At 70.7% G+C, this 14,605-nt stretch carries 13 protein-coding genes; all 13 read right to left on the bottom strand.

Translation table 11 applies throughout. The features are described from left to right. Positions 1-6: 6 nt before the first annotated feature. Complete coding sequence (locus LKO27_RS13395) at positions 7-840, bottom strand: regulatory iron-sulfur-containing complex subunit RicT (protein ID WP_227738014.1); 834 nt, start codon at positions 838-840, stop codon at positions 7-9. Positions 841-896: 56 nt separating this feature from the next. Next, the gene (locus LKO27_RS13390; RefSeq protein ID WP_227738013.1) at positions 897-2,369 is read right to left on the bottom strand and encodes a DoxX family protein; all 1,473 of its coding nucleotides are present in this window, start codon (positions 2,367-2,369) and stop codon (positions 897-899) included. Between the two features lie 82 nt (positions 2,370-2,451). Continuing rightward, positions 2,452-3,606: a DNA polymerase III subunit delta' gene (locus LKO27_RS13385; protein ID WP_227738012.1), complete on the bottom strand. Its 1,155-nt coding sequence runs from the start codon at positions 3,604-3,606 to the stop codon at positions 2,452-2,454. Between the two features lie 30 nt (positions 3,607-3,636). Further along, a complete protein-coding gene (gene tmk, locus LKO27_RS13380) occupies positions 3,637-4,248 on the bottom strand; it encodes a dTMP kinase (protein WP_227738011.1) in 612 nt (203 codons plus the stop codon). Next, on the bottom strand, positions 4,245-5,612 hold the full coding sequence (locus LKO27_RS13375; protein WP_227738010.1) for a hypothetical protein: 1,368 nt from the start codon (positions 5,610-5,612) through the stop codon (positions 4,245-4,247). The genes tmk and LKO27_RS13375 overlap by 4 nt, the downstream gene beginning before the upstream one ends. A gap of 9 nt (positions 5,613-5,621) precedes the next feature. Further along, the gene (topA, locus tag LKO27_RS13370; protein WP_227738009.1) at positions 5,622-8,327 is read right to left on the bottom strand and encodes a type I DNA topoisomerase; all 2,706 of its coding nucleotides are present in this window, start codon (positions 8,325-8,327) and stop codon (positions 5,622-5,624) included. A gap of 169 nt (positions 8,328-8,496) precedes the next feature. After that, complete coding sequence (locus tag LKO27_RS13365) at positions 8,497-9,153, bottom strand: SRPBCC domain-containing protein (protein ID WP_227738008.1); 657 nt, start codon at positions 9,151-9,153, stop codon at positions 8,497-8,499. Between the two features lies 1 nt (position 9,154). After that, complete coding sequence (locus LKO27_RS13360; RefSeq protein ID WP_227738007.1) at positions 9,155-9,544, bottom strand: helix-turn-helix transcriptional regulator; 390 nt, start codon at positions 9,542-9,544, stop codon at positions 9,155-9,157. Between the two features lie 48 nt (positions 9,545-9,592). Continuing rightward, entirely contained in the window at positions 9,593-11,062 is a 1,470-nt protein-coding gene (locus tag LKO27_RS13355; RefSeq protein ID WP_227738006.1) for a methyltransferase, read from the bottom strand. Positions 11,063-11,071: 9 nt separating this feature from the next. Beyond that, a complete protein-coding gene (locus LKO27_RS13350; RefSeq protein ID WP_227738005.1) occupies positions 11,072-11,446 on the bottom strand; it encodes an Rv3654c family TadE-like protein in 375 nt (124 codons plus the stop codon). Next, positions 11,443-11,763, bottom strand: coding sequence for a TadE family type IV pilus minor pilin (locus LKO27_RS13345; RefSeq protein ID WP_227738004.1), 321 nt, complete (start codon positions 11,761-11,763; stop codon positions 11,443-11,445). The genes LKO27_RS13350 and LKO27_RS13345 overlap by 4 nt, the downstream gene beginning before the upstream one ends. Before the next feature lie 77 nt (positions 11,764-11,840). Continuing rightward, on the bottom strand, positions 11,841-12,107 hold the full coding sequence (locus LKO27_RS13340; RefSeq protein ID WP_227738003.1) for a DUF4244 domain-containing protein: 267 nt from the start codon (positions 12,105-12,107) through the stop codon (positions 11,841-11,843). Between the two features lie 125 nt (positions 12,108-12,232). After that, entirely contained in the window at positions 12,233-14,479 is a 2,247-nt protein-coding gene (locus tag LKO27_RS13335) for a DEAD/DEAH box helicase (RefSeq protein ID WP_227738002.1), read from the bottom strand. Positions 14,480-14,605 lie beyond the last annotated feature (126 nt).

Here is a 14,605-nt window from a genome sequence, read left to right as displayed (position 1 = left end):
GCTCTCCTAGACGGACGGGGAGCGCCTCCGACGATCCTGCGCCGTCGAACACACCGATGAGAGCGCACATCCGACCACACCCTGCGAGGTCTTCACCACAACCCTCTCCGAAGGAACATTGTGCCCGACGACCAAACCCGGCTCACCGTCCACGGTCACGGCCTCACCCACCGCCGGCGCCCTGCGCCTGAAGTCCTGGTACAGCGGGTGCTCGTAGGCCAGGCAGCACAGCAGCCGCCCGCACGCACCCGAGATCTGCAGCGGGTTGTTCCCCAGCGACTGTTCCGCGGCCAGTCGCATGGTGATCGGCTCGAAGTCCTGCAGGAAGGTGCTGCAGCACAGCTCCCGTCCGCACACGCCGATGCCGCCCTGCAACCGGGCGGCGTCGCGCGGCCCGACCTGCCGAAGGTCCACCCTGGCGCCGAGGCGCCGCGCCAGGGGGCCGAGGATCGGGCGGAAGTCCACCCGGTGCGGTGCCGTGTAGTAGATGACTGCGAGGCGTCCGCCGTCGGGGATCGGGTCGACGTAGTCGGTGGCGACCACCTTCATCGGCAGCGCCGCCTCGGCGATGACGTCCTCTGAGGTGGCGCGGATGCCGTCGCGCCGGGTGCGCAGGGTTTCGTCCCGGTGCAGGTCGGCCTCGGTGGCGGGTCCGGCGCAGACGGGCAACGGCCCGGTGTGGTCCGCGGTTTCCTGCGGCGCCCAGACACAACGCGCCACCTCGTTGCCGTCGGCGGTGGGGTACAGCACCCAGTCCCCGACGGCGAACTCCCCGCCCCCGGGATCCAGGTAGTGCAGCGTGCCGTGCTCCTCGAAGGTCACGGCCATCACTTTGGCCACGCCCTCAGGCTAGCTCCAGCCCTTCCGGCGGGACCCGGCGCCCCCCGCTTGCCGGATCAGCCTTCGGTCTCCGCCCGTGCGGCCGCCCGGGCCTTGCGGAACGCGCCGTCGACGCCCCACAGGCCGCCACCGACGCCGAGCAGGACCAGACCGATCCCGGCCAGCAGCAGTTCCCTGTCACCGTAGAAGCCCAGGACCCCCTCTGTGAACACGCTGAACCGACCCCAGCGCAGCAGGACCAGCACGGCGACGGAGACCGCGAACAGCACGAACCCGACGACCCGCTGGATCATGCCGATCACCAGCAGCAGGGCCATCACGGCGAACGAGAACCCGGCGATCCAGGCCACCAGCCGGGGCTCGGGGATGAGCGGCTGCTGGGACAGGAACTGCGCGGCGCCGTCGATTCCGGTGAGGATCTGGTAGCCGGCGATCCCGACCACCGCCGCGGTCACGAGCCGGAGCACGAACAGGCACAGGCTGCTGAAGAACCGGTCCGTGGAGACCTTGTAGGCGGTGGCCGCGTCACGCACGGCGTTCTCCGACGACGTCGGCACCACTCCGAGCCGCTCGTTGCGGGCGCGTCGCTCGGCGTCCAGTTGCGCCTGGAGCTCCCGTTCGCGCGCCTCGGCCTCGTCGGCCTCGCGGGCGCGGGCCTCCAGCCGGGCCTGGTCGTCGATGATCGCGGTGTCATCGGAGCTGCGATTGCGGCGGTAGATGCCGTCGGCCGCCACGGCACCGGCGGCGACGGCGGCCGCGCCGGCCCCACCGGCCGCCATGGCCGTGGCCCCCGGCGAACCTGCCTCGACCACCGGGACGACGCGGGTGGCGTCGGGGTCATAGTCGTCGTCAGTGTCGGCCGTCGGCGCGTCAGTGCCGGAATCGACCTCGCCGTCATCGCCGTCGCGCTCGTCGTCGGGGATTCCGGCATGGGAGACGCGCGGGGCGTCCTCGTCGTAGGCGCGCTCGGTGTCCTCGTCGAAGGCGGGCTCGTCGTACTCCTCGGCCACAGGCTCGTCGAGGGTCTCCTCCTCGATCGCGGGCTCCGACTCCTGGTGTTCGACGTCGCGCTCGTCGGCGGTGTCGGCCAGCACGGGCTCCGTGTGCGCAGCGGGCGCCTCCGTCTCCGAGGGTGCCGGGGCAGGAACGTCGGTGTGCACCTCGGTCACCACGCCCTCACCCTCGGGAAGGTCGGGCTTGTCCTCCAGGGGTGCGCCGAACAGCGCCGCATCCTCGGAGACCTCCGGGCGCGATCCCTCGGGCGCCGCGTCGTCGGTCCACAGCGGCGACTCCACCGGGCGGTCCGAGCTACCCTCGACCGCCGCGTCATCCTCCGGGCGGGCCTCCTCGGAACCGGACGGGGACTGCTGCTGGGGTGGCTGGACCGGGACCGACTGCTCGCTGGAGTAGTCGTCCCACTCTGCCGGGCTCAGCGCGGTTCCGTACTCGCTCTGCTCATCGTTCCAGTCGGCGTCGACGTCGCGGGGCGTTCCCTGACGCACCCAATCGCCTTCATCAGTTGCGGGCATGGCTGTTCCTTCTCTGGGTGAGTTCGCCCTCATCCTCCCATCCATTTGCGTCCCAGCCCCGGCGCCACACGCCGTCGGCGGGTCACACAGTGGCCCTGCCCGCCTCCGCCAGGCTCACCATCAGCGCCTCCATGGCCAGCAACGGGGCGACGTTGGTCTCCAGCGCGGTGCGCGCCTGCAGGATGGCGTCCAGCGCGTGAATGGTCTGTTCACCCGTGCTGCGGCGGGCGATCGGCTGGATCTGGTCGGCCAGGTCCGAGTTGATGAGGCTGATCCCGGGCGCGGTCTGGAGCGCCAGAACGTCCCGGTAGAAGCCCGTGAGTTCCGTCAGCACGTTGTCCAGGGCGTCGCGCTGCATGCGCTTGACCCGCATCTTCTGCTGGTCCTCCAGGTCCTTGATGGCCGCCTGCGCTGATCGCGGCTTGGCGCCGCGACCGCCCATGCCCATCGCGGCCTGCAGTTCCGCCAGTTCCCGGGCGTCCAGGTCCGCCGTCGCCTGCGCGGCCTCCTCGGCGCTCGCCGCCACGAGGTTCTCGGCGGCCGTAAGGCAGTCGGTCAGGCTCCGCAGCTTCGTGGGCAGGGAGAGGATCTCGTTTCGGCGGATCCGCGCCGACTCCGAACGTGCCAGCATCCGTGCCCTGCCGACGTGACCCTGCGCGGCCCTTGCGCAGTGCGCCGCCAGGGCGGGCGAGATGCCGTCCCGCTTCACCAGCAACTCCGCGACGGCCTCAGCGTCGGGGGTCACCAGCTGGAGCTGGCGGCAGCGGGAGCGGATGGTGACGATGACGTCGTCGGCGCTGGGGGCACACAGCAGCCAGACCGTCTTGGGAGCGGGCTCCTCGAGCGCCTTCAGGAGGGCGTCGGCGCCGCGTTCGGTCACCCGGTCCGCGTCCTCGACCACCACCACCTGGAACCGTCGTTTGATAGGCGAGACGTTGGCGCGTCCGACGAGCTGGCGCACCTCCTCGACGCCGATGGACAACTGCTCGGTACGCAGCAGGGTCACGTCCGGGTGCGCACCCGACAGGGAGGTGCGGCACTCGATGCACTCGCCGCACCCGCCGCGTTCACACTGCAGGGCCGCCGCGAACGCCTTGGCCGCGTTGGAGCGGCCGGACCCGGGGGGCCCGACGAACAGCCAGGCGTGGCTCATGGAGTGCCGCCCGCCGGCGACGGCGCGCCGCAGGACCTCGACGGCTCTCTCCTGGCCGATCAGTTCATCGAAAACGCTAGCCACGCAACCATCCTGCCAGCCGCCTCAGACACCTCACGCGAGCAGGGCGGCCACCCGCGTGGCGATCGCGGCGGCCACCTCCTCGCGGGGCCTGCGGGAGTTGAGGACGAGGTAGTGCTCGGGGTCGGCCGCAGCGAGGTGGAAGAAGTGCTCCCGGACCCTGCGGTGGAACTCGTCCCCTGCTCCCTCGAGGCGGTCCTTCTGCGCGATGCGGCCGACGGCCTCGCCCAACTCGGCGTCGAGGAGGATGGTCAGGTCGGGGCGCAGGCCGGAGGTGGCCCAGGCTGCGAGGCGCTCCACCTCGGCGACGTCGAGATGGCGCCCGGCTCCCTGGTAGGCGATCATCGAGTCCACGTACCGGTCACTGACCACCACCAGGCCGGCGGCCAGCGCGGGCTCCACCACCTCCATGACGTGCTGGGCCTTGTCAGCGGCGTAGATCAGCGCCTCCGCGCGGGGGGCGACGTCGCCGCTGGCAGGATCGAGCACGAGGCCCCGCAAGCTCGCGCCCAGCGAGGTGCCGCCCGGCTGGCGGGTCCGTACGTGGGCGATCCCGTGCTCCTCGAGCCAGCCGATCAGCAGCTCGGCCTGCGTGGACTTGCCGACGCCGTCGCCGCCCTCGAGGACGATGAACTTGCCCCTCATCCCTTGCTCTTCGCCTTCTCCATGTACTTGCGCAGCTTTGCGACGCGTTCGGGCCAGACCGCCACGAACTCGGCGCGGGAACGCGCGACCGCCAGGCGCTCGCGCTCGCGCCGGGCACCGAGTTCGTAGGCCTCGGCGACGGTGAGCCCGTCCAGCTTGGCGTCTTCCGGCTCGGCCACGCAGGCCCGCAGGTGGCCGCTCAGTTCTTCGAGCAGCCGCATCGACTTCGCGAGCACCTTGCTGGGCATGACGCTGACCACCGAAGCCGACACGGCCAGTTGCTCGGCCGCCTGCAGCGCGCCCGCCCACTGCGGGTTCGGTGAGTTGGCCTCCAGGGAGCGGCAGCGGTCGGCGAGGATGTAGATCCCCTGCTGGGCCCGCCGGTAGAGCAACGGTGCCGCGACGTCGTGGGAGACGTCACCCAGCCGGGGCGCATGGACGGCGCCGACGAGGGCCTCGGCCACCTGCAGCGCCGCCGCGACGACGTCGGAGCGGCTGTCCTTCCTGACCCCCGCCAGCACCCGCTCGACGGATTCCCGCCACTGCGGGTCGAGGGCGTGGGCGAAGCCGCGGACGTCGCGGGCCACCACGTCGAGCTGAGCTCCGACGATGCCGACGTCGTCGGGGCGGCCGAGCTCGAGGTCGAGCAGCACGTCGACGAGGTCCTGCAGGTCCCGCGCGAACACGGCGGTGACAAGGTCCTCCATGGTGGACTCCCGCCGCACGGGCTGGGGTTCGGGGAAGTCGGTGAGGCCGGTGGCGGGCGGGCCGAGCCGCTGCTGCAGCGTCGGGAACTCGCCCACGGGGGTGGCCGAGACCGACAGCATCGAGGAGAGCACGAACTCGCGTTGCTGGGGAGTCATGTCATCGGAGGGGAACACGCTGGTCTCGCGGTAGCGGGCCGTCGCCACCCCGCCGCGCCGGACCGTGACCAGTTCGTCGACGATGGATCCCAGGGACGCGTCGTCCTCGCCGCACAGCGTGTACTCGGAGTGCCGCACGCTGAGCGCGGCGACCGGCCCCAGCGTGGCGCCCCGGGCGATGGGCCGGATCAGGACGGCGAACTCCAGCGGCAGTTCCGCGCTGGCCCCGATCGGTTCCGACCTGTACTGAGGCAGCCTCGGAGCCCAGCGCGGCGCCTCCAGGGTCCACTCCCCGAGGCCGTCGGAGACCCGGTGGGCGACGACGACGCCTGCGCGCAGCAGACGGTTGTCGGGGGCATCGATGATGGTGACGTCGGAGGAGTTGCTCCGGCCGCGCAGTTCGACCAGCCGGGTCAGGCCGACCGCCTTGGACGTGAGGGGCGGAGCGGTTGCCGTGAACGGCATGTGGAACCGCATGGCTTTCCTGCGCTTCTTGCCCATGCGCCCAACCTAGCCGTTCCCGGTGCTCTTCTTCGCGGCAGTCCTCCCGGTGGCCGGCTTCTTCGTGGCCGCCCGCTTCGCGGGGGCCTTCTTGGCCGCGGGCTTGCGAGCGGGCTTCTTGGCCGGGCCCTTCGCGCGCTTCTCGGCGAGGAGTTCGAAGGCGCGCTCCGGGGTCACCTGCTCGGGGTCGTCGTCGCGGCGCAGGGTGGCGTTGGTCTCGCCGTCGGTGACGTAGGGGCCGAACCGCCCCGACTTGAGCACCACGGGCTTTGCCGAGACCGGGTCGTCGCCGAACTCCTTCAGCGGCGCGGCCGCGGCGGCGCGGCCGCGGGTCTTGGGCTGGGCGTAGATGGCCAGGGCCTCGTCGAGAGTGATCTCGAAGATCTGGTCCTCGCTGGTCAGCGAGCGCGAGTCGGTCCCCCGCTTCAGGTAGGGGCCGTAGCGACCGTTCTGGGCAGTGATCTCGACGCCGTCGGCGTCGGTCCCGACTACCCGGGGCAGGCTCATCAGCTTCAACGCGGTCTCGAGGTCGACGCTGTCCAGCGACATCGAGTTGAACAGCGATCCGGTGCGGGGCTTGCGCGACTTCGGCGCGTCCTCGGGGAGCACCTCCGTGACGTAGGGGCCGTAGCGGCCGTTCTTGGCCACGACCAGGTTGCCCGATTCCGGGTCCACGCCAAGTTCGCGTTCGGCGTCGAGGGGCTGGCTCAGCAGTTCCTGGGCCACCTCGATGGTGAGCCCGTCGGGCGGCAGGTCCTCGGGCACGTTGGCGCGGCGCCCGTCGGAGTCCTCGATGTAGGTGCCGTAGCGGCCCACGCGGACGTTGATGCCCGAGTCCTTGATCGGGAACGTGGACAGTTCGCGGGCGTCGATCTCGCCCAGTTCGTTGACCAGCGTCTCCAGTCCTTGGTGCTCGGAGCCCGCCGGGCCGCGGTAGAACTCGGTGAGGACCTTGAGCCGGTCCGCGTCGCCGGCGGCGATCTCGTCGAGGAGTTCCTCCAGTTCCGCGGTGAACTTGTAGTCCACCAGCTTGGAGAAGTGCTCCTCCAGCAGGCGGGTCACGGCGAACGCCAGCCAGGTGGGCACCAGCGCGGAGCCCTTCTTGAACACGTAGTCGCGGGCCGTGATGGTGCGGATGATCGACGCGTACGTCGAGGGCCGCCCGATCTCCAGCTCCTCCAGCTTGGCCACCAGCGACGGCTCGGTGTAGCGGGCCGGAGGCTTGGTCTCGTGACCGGCGGCCGTCACCGACTCCGCGTGGACCTCGGCGCCCTGCGTGAGCTGAGGGAGGCGGGCCTGGGAGTCATCGGAGGCCGAGTCGTCGTCGCTCCCGGCCACGTAGGCCTTCAGGAAGCCGTGGAACGTGATGGTCCTGCCCGAGGCGGTGAGTTCCGCGGCCTCGACTGCGCCCGTGGCCAGCTGCACCGGGGACGCGAGCCTGGCGTCGATCCGCACCGTCATCTGCTCGCCCTTGGCGTCGGCCATCTGGGAGGCCAGCGTGCGCATCCAGATCAGTTGGTAGAGGCGGAAGGCGTCGCCGTGGAGCCCGGTCCGGTCAGGATGGACGAAGGTGTCGCCGGCCGGGCGGATGGCCTCGTGCGCCTCCTGGGCGTTCTTGACCTTGGAGGCGTAGTAGCGGGGCTTCTCAGGGAGGTAGGCGTCGCCGAACAGCTCCGAGACCTGCTTGCGCGCGGCCGTGATGGCCGACGCCGCCAGCGTCACGGAGTCGGTACGCATGTAGGTGATGAAGCCCTTCTCGTAGAGCTCCTGGGCCACCGACATCGCCCGCTGCGCGGTGAAGCCCAGCTTGCGGCCGGCCTCCTGCTGCATCGTCGTGGTCCGGAACGGCTCGTAGGGGCGACGGGTGTAGGGCTTGGCCTCCACGGACGCGACGACGAGAGTCCCGTCCTCGATTGCCTTGGCAATCGCCTTCGCACCCGCCTCGTCGAGAATGACGGCCGACCGGCTGGTGACGTTGCCGGAGGAATCGAAGTCGCGGCCCTGGGCGATCTTGTTGCCGCCCACCGTCGTCAGCCGGGCGGGGAAGTTGCGTGGCTCGGCCGAAGCACCGCCGTCGAGGATGGCGTCCAGGTCCCAGTAGGAGGCCGGCACGAAAGCGATCCGTTCCCGTTCCCGGTCCACCACCAAACGCGTCGCCACCGACTGCACCCGGCCCGCCGAGAGCCTCGGCATGACCTTCTTCCACAGCACCGGGGACACCTCGTAGCCGTAGAGCCGGTCCAGGATCCTGCGGGTCTCCTGCGCGTCCACCAGGTCGGTGTCCAGCTTCCGCGGGTTCTGCACGGCCTCGGCGATCGCGCTGGGAGTGATCTCGTGGAACACCATCCGCAGGGCCGGAACCTTCGGCTTGAGCTCCTCCAGCAGGTGCCAGGCGATGGCCTCGCCCTCGCGGTCACCATCGGTGGCGAGCAGGAGTTCGTCGACCCCCGCGAGCTTGGACTTCAGGTCCCGGATGGTGGCCTTCTTGTCCGCGGCCACCACGTAGAGCGGCTGGAACCCGTCGTCGACGTTGACCCCGGTGCGTGCCCACTTCTCGCCCTTGTACTTGGCGGGCACCTCGGCGGCGCCCGTCGGCAGGTCCCGCACGTGGCCGCGGCTGGACTCCACGATGTACCCGTCGCCGAGGTAGCCGGCGATCTTGGTCGCCTTCGTGGGCGACTCGACGATCACGAGTCGCTTGAGCTTGTCAGCCATGCAGCTTCTTTCGTTCCGTGGGGTGGGACTGGTTGGAATGCTAGCCCACGTGTCCACGGTGGCTTTCCGGGGAAGCCGCAAGTTCGTGCCTGAGGGGTGGTCCCCCGGCAGCGGCGTCCCGCGTCGGGGTGGGCGCTCCGTGCCCCGACGCGGTCCCGCCGAGCTGCCCTCACATGCCCGTGCCGGTGTAGAAGCCGTAGGTGGCCTCCGCGTTGCGCGCTGCGGTCTGCGGATCGGCGCCGGAGGCGACGTGGGCCGCGGCCCAGGCGTCGGAGGAACCCCGGTAGAACTGCTTGCCCTCCTCGGTGACGGCCCAGGCCTGCGCCTCCTGCGGCGAGAGCGAACCCCCCGTCGCACCCAGGTGCAGCGCAAGGCCGAGCAGTCCGCCGTCCCAGCCCACGCCGGTGGCCCCCGGTCCATAGGTGTCCCACATCTCCTGCGGCATGTCGGCCACCCGGGCGACGTGCTCAAGCCGCATGCGGGTGGATTCACCCTCCTCCGTGAGCAGGAGACTGACCCAGGTCGTGCCACCGCCGAACTCCCACGTGATGCGGTAGCCGGCCGTGCCCCCCGAGGGTGGATCGCACTGGAGCACCTCTCCCCCTGCGTTGCCCTCGAGTTGGTAGCGGCCTCCGAGTTCCAGGTCACCGCTCACCGGCAGGAACCAGCGCGCGATGCGCTCGCCCGTGGTGACCGCCTCCCACACGTCCTCGATCGGTGATGGGTAGGTCTGCTCGAGGGTCTGGACGTGCGACGGCTCACCGTCGCGATCCTCGACCCGAACTTCCCTGGTGACTGCTTCCAGCTGTGCGACCACGTCGACCATGTCATTCCTCCTTGTCTGGCGGGACTTGTCCCTTTGGTTCTTCGGTTGTCTGCTGCGCGGCCAGGCGCCGCTGGCGTCTCCCTCGGGCGAGCTCGGTGCCCAGCGCGTCGAACCTGGGCAGCCAGAACCGCTCGAAGGCGCTGAGCCACTGCCTGGCCTCGCTGGGTCCGCGCGGGTCCACGGCGTAGATCCGTCGGGTGCCCTCGGCGCGAACGGTTGCGAAGCCCTGCTCCCGCAACAGCTTCAGGTGCTGCGAGACGGCAGGCTGGCTGATGCCGAACTCCCTTGCCACCACGGAGCCGATCTCGCCCGCGCCAAGCTCCCCGTCGTGGGCGAGGAGTTCCAGGATCCGCCTCCGGACGGGGTCCCCGAGGACATCGAGCGCGTGCATGACCCGATTCTTGCGTCCAGACTTAAATAAGTCAAGACTTAAGGATGATCAGAGCGTCAGCATCTGGTCCAGCAGCGCCTGCCGGACGACGGGAACCACTCCCGCGGCGAGATCGGCGGCGTCGATCTCAAGGATCTGGGCCACCGCGGCTACAACCTGCGAGAGCGTGAGTTCGCCGTCGAGAGACCCCAGCACCGCGGCTTCGGCGGTGCCCACCTCGATGGCGCGCAGGAGGCCCGTCCGTTGCCGCAGGACGATGTGCTGCGGGTCGGCCGCTCCGGGCTCGCCAAGCGTCTCCTGCCTCACATCACCCAGCCGGGGTGAGGCGGCGAGGAGATCGGCCAAGGGCAGGCGGGAGGCGTCGACGGCGGCGCGATCGTGCGCGAAGACCACGCCCACGGGCTGTTCCACCGCGTGGGGCCAGGTCTCGAAGCGCAGGTGGGGTTCGTCGCGGCCGGCAGCGGTCAACAGGATCCAGCCCATGCCGACCTCCTCGATCCCCAGTTCGTCGAAGTAGGCCAGCCAGCGCTCGTAGGCGGGGCGCCACTCCTCGGAACCGACGAGCCCCGCGTCGGTGAGCCAGAGCTCGATGTAGGAATAGCGGTCCAGGCGCTCCCGTTCGATCACCCAGCAGTCCAGCCCTGTGCCCTCGACCCAGCCGCGGACCCGCTCCTCCCAGGACTCCTCCCCGGTCACGGCCCAGTTCACCAGGAACTGGGCCGTGCCGCCGGGATTGAGGTGGTCAGCGGCTCCCCTGACCACGGCGGCTACCAGACCATCAGCCTCGAAGCCGCCCTCGCGGTAGGTCAGGCGCACGTCGTCATCACCAGGGGGGCTCATGACGTAGGGCGGGTTGGAAACGATCAGGTCGAAGCGCTCCCCCGCCACCGGCTCGTAGAGGGAGCCGAGGCGGAAGTCCACGTCGATGCCACTGAGCGCGGCCGTGAGTTCGGCGAACTCCAGGGCGCGGGCGTTGAGGTCGGTCGCCACGACGCGCCCGCAGTGCCTTGCCAGGTGCAGGGATTGCACACCACAGCCCGTCCCGAGGTCGAGGGCCGAGCCCACGTCGTCGCGGACCGTCAACTGGGTCAGGGTCAGCGAGGCGGGCGAGGCGCCAAGTACATAGTCCGGCCGGGTGGCGGAGTTGACGCCGTCCATCCCGGGGGTGAGGTCGCTGACCAGGTACCCGGAGGCCCCGTCGTCGGGTGAGTGGTAGGGCCGGATGTCGAGTTCGGCAATGACCCGGTCCGCCTCCCGGCGCAGCACCCCGGCCGCAACCAGTTCGTCGACGTCCAGCGCCTCCACGGCAGCGGCGTCGGGGACAGGCTGCTGCAGCAGGAACAGCCGAATCAGGACGGCCAACGGATCCATGGCGTCACCGAGCGCGACCGAGCCAGCCACCGTCGTGTTGCGCTCCAGCCCCGCCTGGCCCGCATCCCCCAAGCGATGCAGAACTGCCTCGACGGTGTAGCCGCCATCGAGAAGACGGGCGCGCAAGGCGGTGGCATCCAGGTCCATGGCGACACCCTAGGCCGTTCCCGCCGCAGCGGTGCGCACCACCTCCTCCGGGAAACCCGGCACCTTCGGGTGCAGCGCCATCTTCACGTCCAGTTCCACCACGAAGCCCCGATGGTCCCCCCGGACCTCGCACTCGGTGACCGCCGCGTGGTTGAAGCGCGCGGCCAGGGTGGCCGCGTCGCAGCCATCCAGGCCCTCTGCCATCGCTGATGCACCGGCCAGTGCGGCCGCGTCGGCTGCGTCCTGGGCGTCGCTGACAGTCGCCAGCCAAGCCACGACGGTGCAAGCGGCCGACGTGACGACGACCAGGACCATGGCCACCGCGGCGGTCAGCACGGTGCCCACGCCGCGCTCGTCCGTGTGCCTGCGCGAGCGTCCGGTCATGGTGCCACGCCCCCCTCGTAGCGCGCCCACGACGTCGCACTCACCTGGATGACTCCCATCCGGAACACATCCACCGGAGTGGTGACGCTGACCTCGACCCCGTCCCCCACGTCATCGGCCTCCACCCGGGCACCTTCGGGCGCCTCCTGCTGCGCGCGCTCCGCCGCGGCCTGGTCCCCGCGAGCCAGCTGCCGTGCCACCTCTGAGCTGGTGCGCGCGCAGGCCGCCTGCGCGACGCCAAGCATCACCAACCCCAGCAACACAGCGGCGAGGACGGTGGTGGTCACGAAGCCGACCGCCAGTTCAACCGTCACCATGCCCCGCTCGCCCCGCCGACCACCCACCGGCCGACGGCGCGGAGCGGCGCCCCCCGGCGCCGCCCCGGGCCGCACGTTCACGAGGTCATCAGCTTGAAGACGCCGAGCACCCAGTCGAACAGCGCCTGGAAGAAGGCGTTGTCGTTGAAGATGCGCAGCAGCACGAGCGCGGCCGTGGCGGCGGCCACGAGACCGATCGCGTACTCGATGGTGGTCAGACCACGCTCTGCGAGGCGGCGGACACGTCCCCTGTGCGGCGACACCTCGAGCTCGCAGTCGGCCGCGACGGCGTCGTCGGCCAGGTTGGTTTCCATGGCCTGCGCGGCCTGGCTGGAAATGCTCATTGTCTTGCCCTTTCACCGGATGATCAGGTGCCCATCACCCGATCTGCCCAACACTCTGGTTGCGGCGCAGCGCCATCCGTCAGGTGACTTTCTCCCTGTGGAGAACTCGGCCTGGGAGCGGCTGATCAGCCGAGAAGTGCGCGGAGCAGGGCGCGGGCGTCAGCCTTGTCGAGGACCTGATTGGCGTTGCCGCACTTGGGCGAGACCACGCAGGCCGGGCAGCCGTCGTCGCAGTCACAGGTCTCCAGGCGCTCCAGCGTGGCCGCGAGCCAGCCGTCGACCACCTCGAACCCCCGCGCCGCGAACCCGGAGCCGCCGGCCATCCCGTCGTGGACGAAGATGGTGGCAAGTCCGGTGTCCGGGTGGGCGGCGGTGCTGACGCCGCCGATGTCCCAGCGGTCACAGGGCGCGAACACCGGCAACAGCCCGATCGCCGTGTGCTCCATGGCGTGGGCCGCAGCACCCATCCGCAGCGCCGGCCAACGCAGGAGACGCTCCAGTTCCAGGGGAACCGTCCACCACACCGCCTGGGTGCGCAGCTGGCGCTTGGGCATGTCCAGCTCGGAGGCGTCGAGCACATCGTGGGTGACCTCGTCGCGACGGAGATACCCCGTCACCTGCGAGGTGATGAGCACGTCGCCGAAGCTGGCCTCGGAGATGCCCAGTGGCCGGCGCTGGATGTGTCGGAGTACCTCGATGTCGAAGGTGGACTGGGCCTGTGTGTAGTAGTGCGGCCGCACAGCCGTGACCAGTGCCTGGTTCTCGTGCCTGTCCAGCGCCGTGACCGTCCAGGTCTCGCCCTGGTGCAGGTAGACGGCGTCCGGGTGAACGGTGCGGTCGGCGGCCTCGTCGCTGACGACCCCGAGGACGCGGCCCGTCTCGCGTTCGATGATCTCGATGGGGGCGGGCCCGGTGGCGCGCAGGTTGATGAAGTCGACGGCGCGGTCCGGCCGGGTCCAGAACCAGCGCCCGCCGCGGTCGCGCAGCACGCCCTGGGCGGTCAACTGCTCCACCAAAGGCATCGTCGCGGGTCCGAACCAGCGCTCATCCTCCGTTGTCAGCGGGTGTTCCTGCGCCGCAGCGGCCAGGTGCGGCCCGAGCACGTGTGGGTTCTCCGGGTGGCAGACCGCGTGCTCGACGGGGGCGTCGAAGATCAGCTCCGGGTGCGCGAGGAGGTAGGTGTCCAAGGGGTTCTCCCGGGCCAGCAGCACCACGAGGGAGTCCTGCCCGGCCCGCCCGGCGCGGCCCGCCTGCTGCCAGAACGACGAGAGTTTGCCCGGGTAGCCGGAGACCAGGACCGCCTCCACCCCGGAGACGTCGACGCCCAGTTCGAGCGCGTTGGTGGTCGCGAGCCCACGCAGTTCCCCCGACTGCAGCGCCGCCTCCAGTGCCCGCCGGTCCGACGCGAGGTAGCCGGCCCGGTAGGAGGCGATCCGCTCCGGCTGCACCGCCTGTTCCTGCGCCGCGACGGCGACGAGCTCGGCCCCCGCCCGGGACGGCACGAACGCCAGGGTCTGCGCGCCGTCGTCGGACAGACCCGCGAGCAGTGCCGCAGTGTCGTGGTTGAGTGAACCAACCGGCTGCCAGAGCGCGACGGTGCGGGCCGCCGTCGGCGCGGTGGCTGAGTCAACCACCTCGACACGCTCCTCCCCGATCAGCGCACCCCCGAACTCGGCGGCGTTCGGGGCCGTGGCCGACGACAGCAGCATCGTGGGATTGGTGCCATAAAGGGCGCACAGGCGGCGCAGGCGCCTCAGCACCGCCGAGACGTGGGCACCGAAGACCCCTTGGTAGCGGTGTGCCTCGTCCACCACGACGTAGCGCAGCCCGGCCAGGAACCGCGCCCATTTCTGGTGGTTTGCCAGCACCGAGAAGTGCAGCATGTCCGGGTTCGACAGCACGAGGCTCGCGTGCTCCCGTGCGAACCGGCGCTCAGCGACGTCGGAGTCACCGTCGAGCGTGCCGACGCGCCACCCGGCCGGCCCGAGGGCGCGCGCGGCACGGAACTGGTCGTGGGCGAGTGCCTTCGTGGGCGCCAGGTAAAGGGCCGTGTGGCGTGGTTTGGTGAAGCTGCGGGCCTCCGGGAGTTCCCAACCGAACCTGCCTTCGGTGGTGGCGGCCAGCACCGGCATCAGGTAGGCCAGCGACTTGCCCGAACCCGTCGGCGTGACAATGGCGCTGTGGCGCCCGGCGAAGGCGAACTCCGCGAACTCGCTCTGGTGCCGCCAGGGACGCTGGATGCCCACCGCCTGGATACTCGTCACCGTCTCCGGGGGCAGCCACTGCGGCCACTCACCAGCCTCTCCCGCACTGGCTTCCCGACGGCGCAGCGCGACCACCTCGTCGCGCTCGAGCACCCAGTCCCAGTTCACGAACCCACTCTGCCATCCCAATCAGACACCCTCCCGCGCTGCTGCGAGCGGTGGGGTGTCCGGGGGGGTGGGATTCCAGGACGCGAACTCGGCGTGTCGTGGACGCCTCCCGTCCATGACACGCCG

Origin of the sequence: Tessaracoccus sp. OS52 (assembly GCF_020687685.1) — a bacterium.
Lineage (GTDB): Bacteria > Actinomycetota > Actinomycetes > Propionibacteriales > Propionibacteriaceae > Arachnia.
This window is presented reverse-complemented; position numbering and strand designations above follow the sequence as displayed.

Coding starts and splice junctions, on each gene's coding strand:
- LKO27_RS13355 (WP_227738006.1), bottom strand. CDS start 11,062: ATGGACCTGGATGCCACCGCCTTGCGCGCCCGTCTTCTCGATGGCGGC.
- LKO27_RS13390 (WP_227738013.1), bottom strand. CDS start 2,369: ATGCCCGCAACTGATGAAGGCGATTGGGTGCGTCAGGGAACGCCCCGC.
- topA (WP_227738009.1), bottom strand. CDS start 8,327: ATGGCTGACAAGCTCAAGCGACTCGTGATCGTCGAGTCGCCCACGAAG.
- LKO27_RS13340 (WP_227738003.1), bottom strand. CDS start 12,107: ATGAGCATTTCCAGCCAGGCCGCGCAGGCCATGGAAACCAACCTGGCC.
- LKO27_RS13350 (WP_227738005.1), bottom strand. CDS start 11,446: ATGACCGGACGCTCGCGCAGGCACACGGACGAGCGCGGCGTGGGCACC.
- LKO27_RS13365 (WP_227738008.1), bottom strand. CDS start 9,153: ATGGTCGACGTGGTCGCACAGCTGGAAGCAGTCACCAGGGAAGTTCGG.
- LKO27_RS13360 (WP_227738007.1), bottom strand. CDS start 9,544: ATGCACGCGCTCGATGTCCTCGGGGACCCCGTCCGGAGGCGGATCCTG.
- tmk (WP_227738011.1), bottom strand. CDS start 4,248: ATGAGGGGCAAGTTCATCGTCCTCGAGGGCGGCGACGGCGTCGGCAAG.
- LKO27_RS13375 (WP_227738010.1), bottom strand. CDS start 5,612: ATGGGCAAGAAGCGCAGGAAAGCCATGCGGTTCCACATGCCGTTCACG.
- LKO27_RS13345 (WP_227738004.1), bottom strand. CDS start 11,763: ATGGTGACGGTTGAACTGGCGGTCGGCTTCGTGACCACCACCGTCCTC.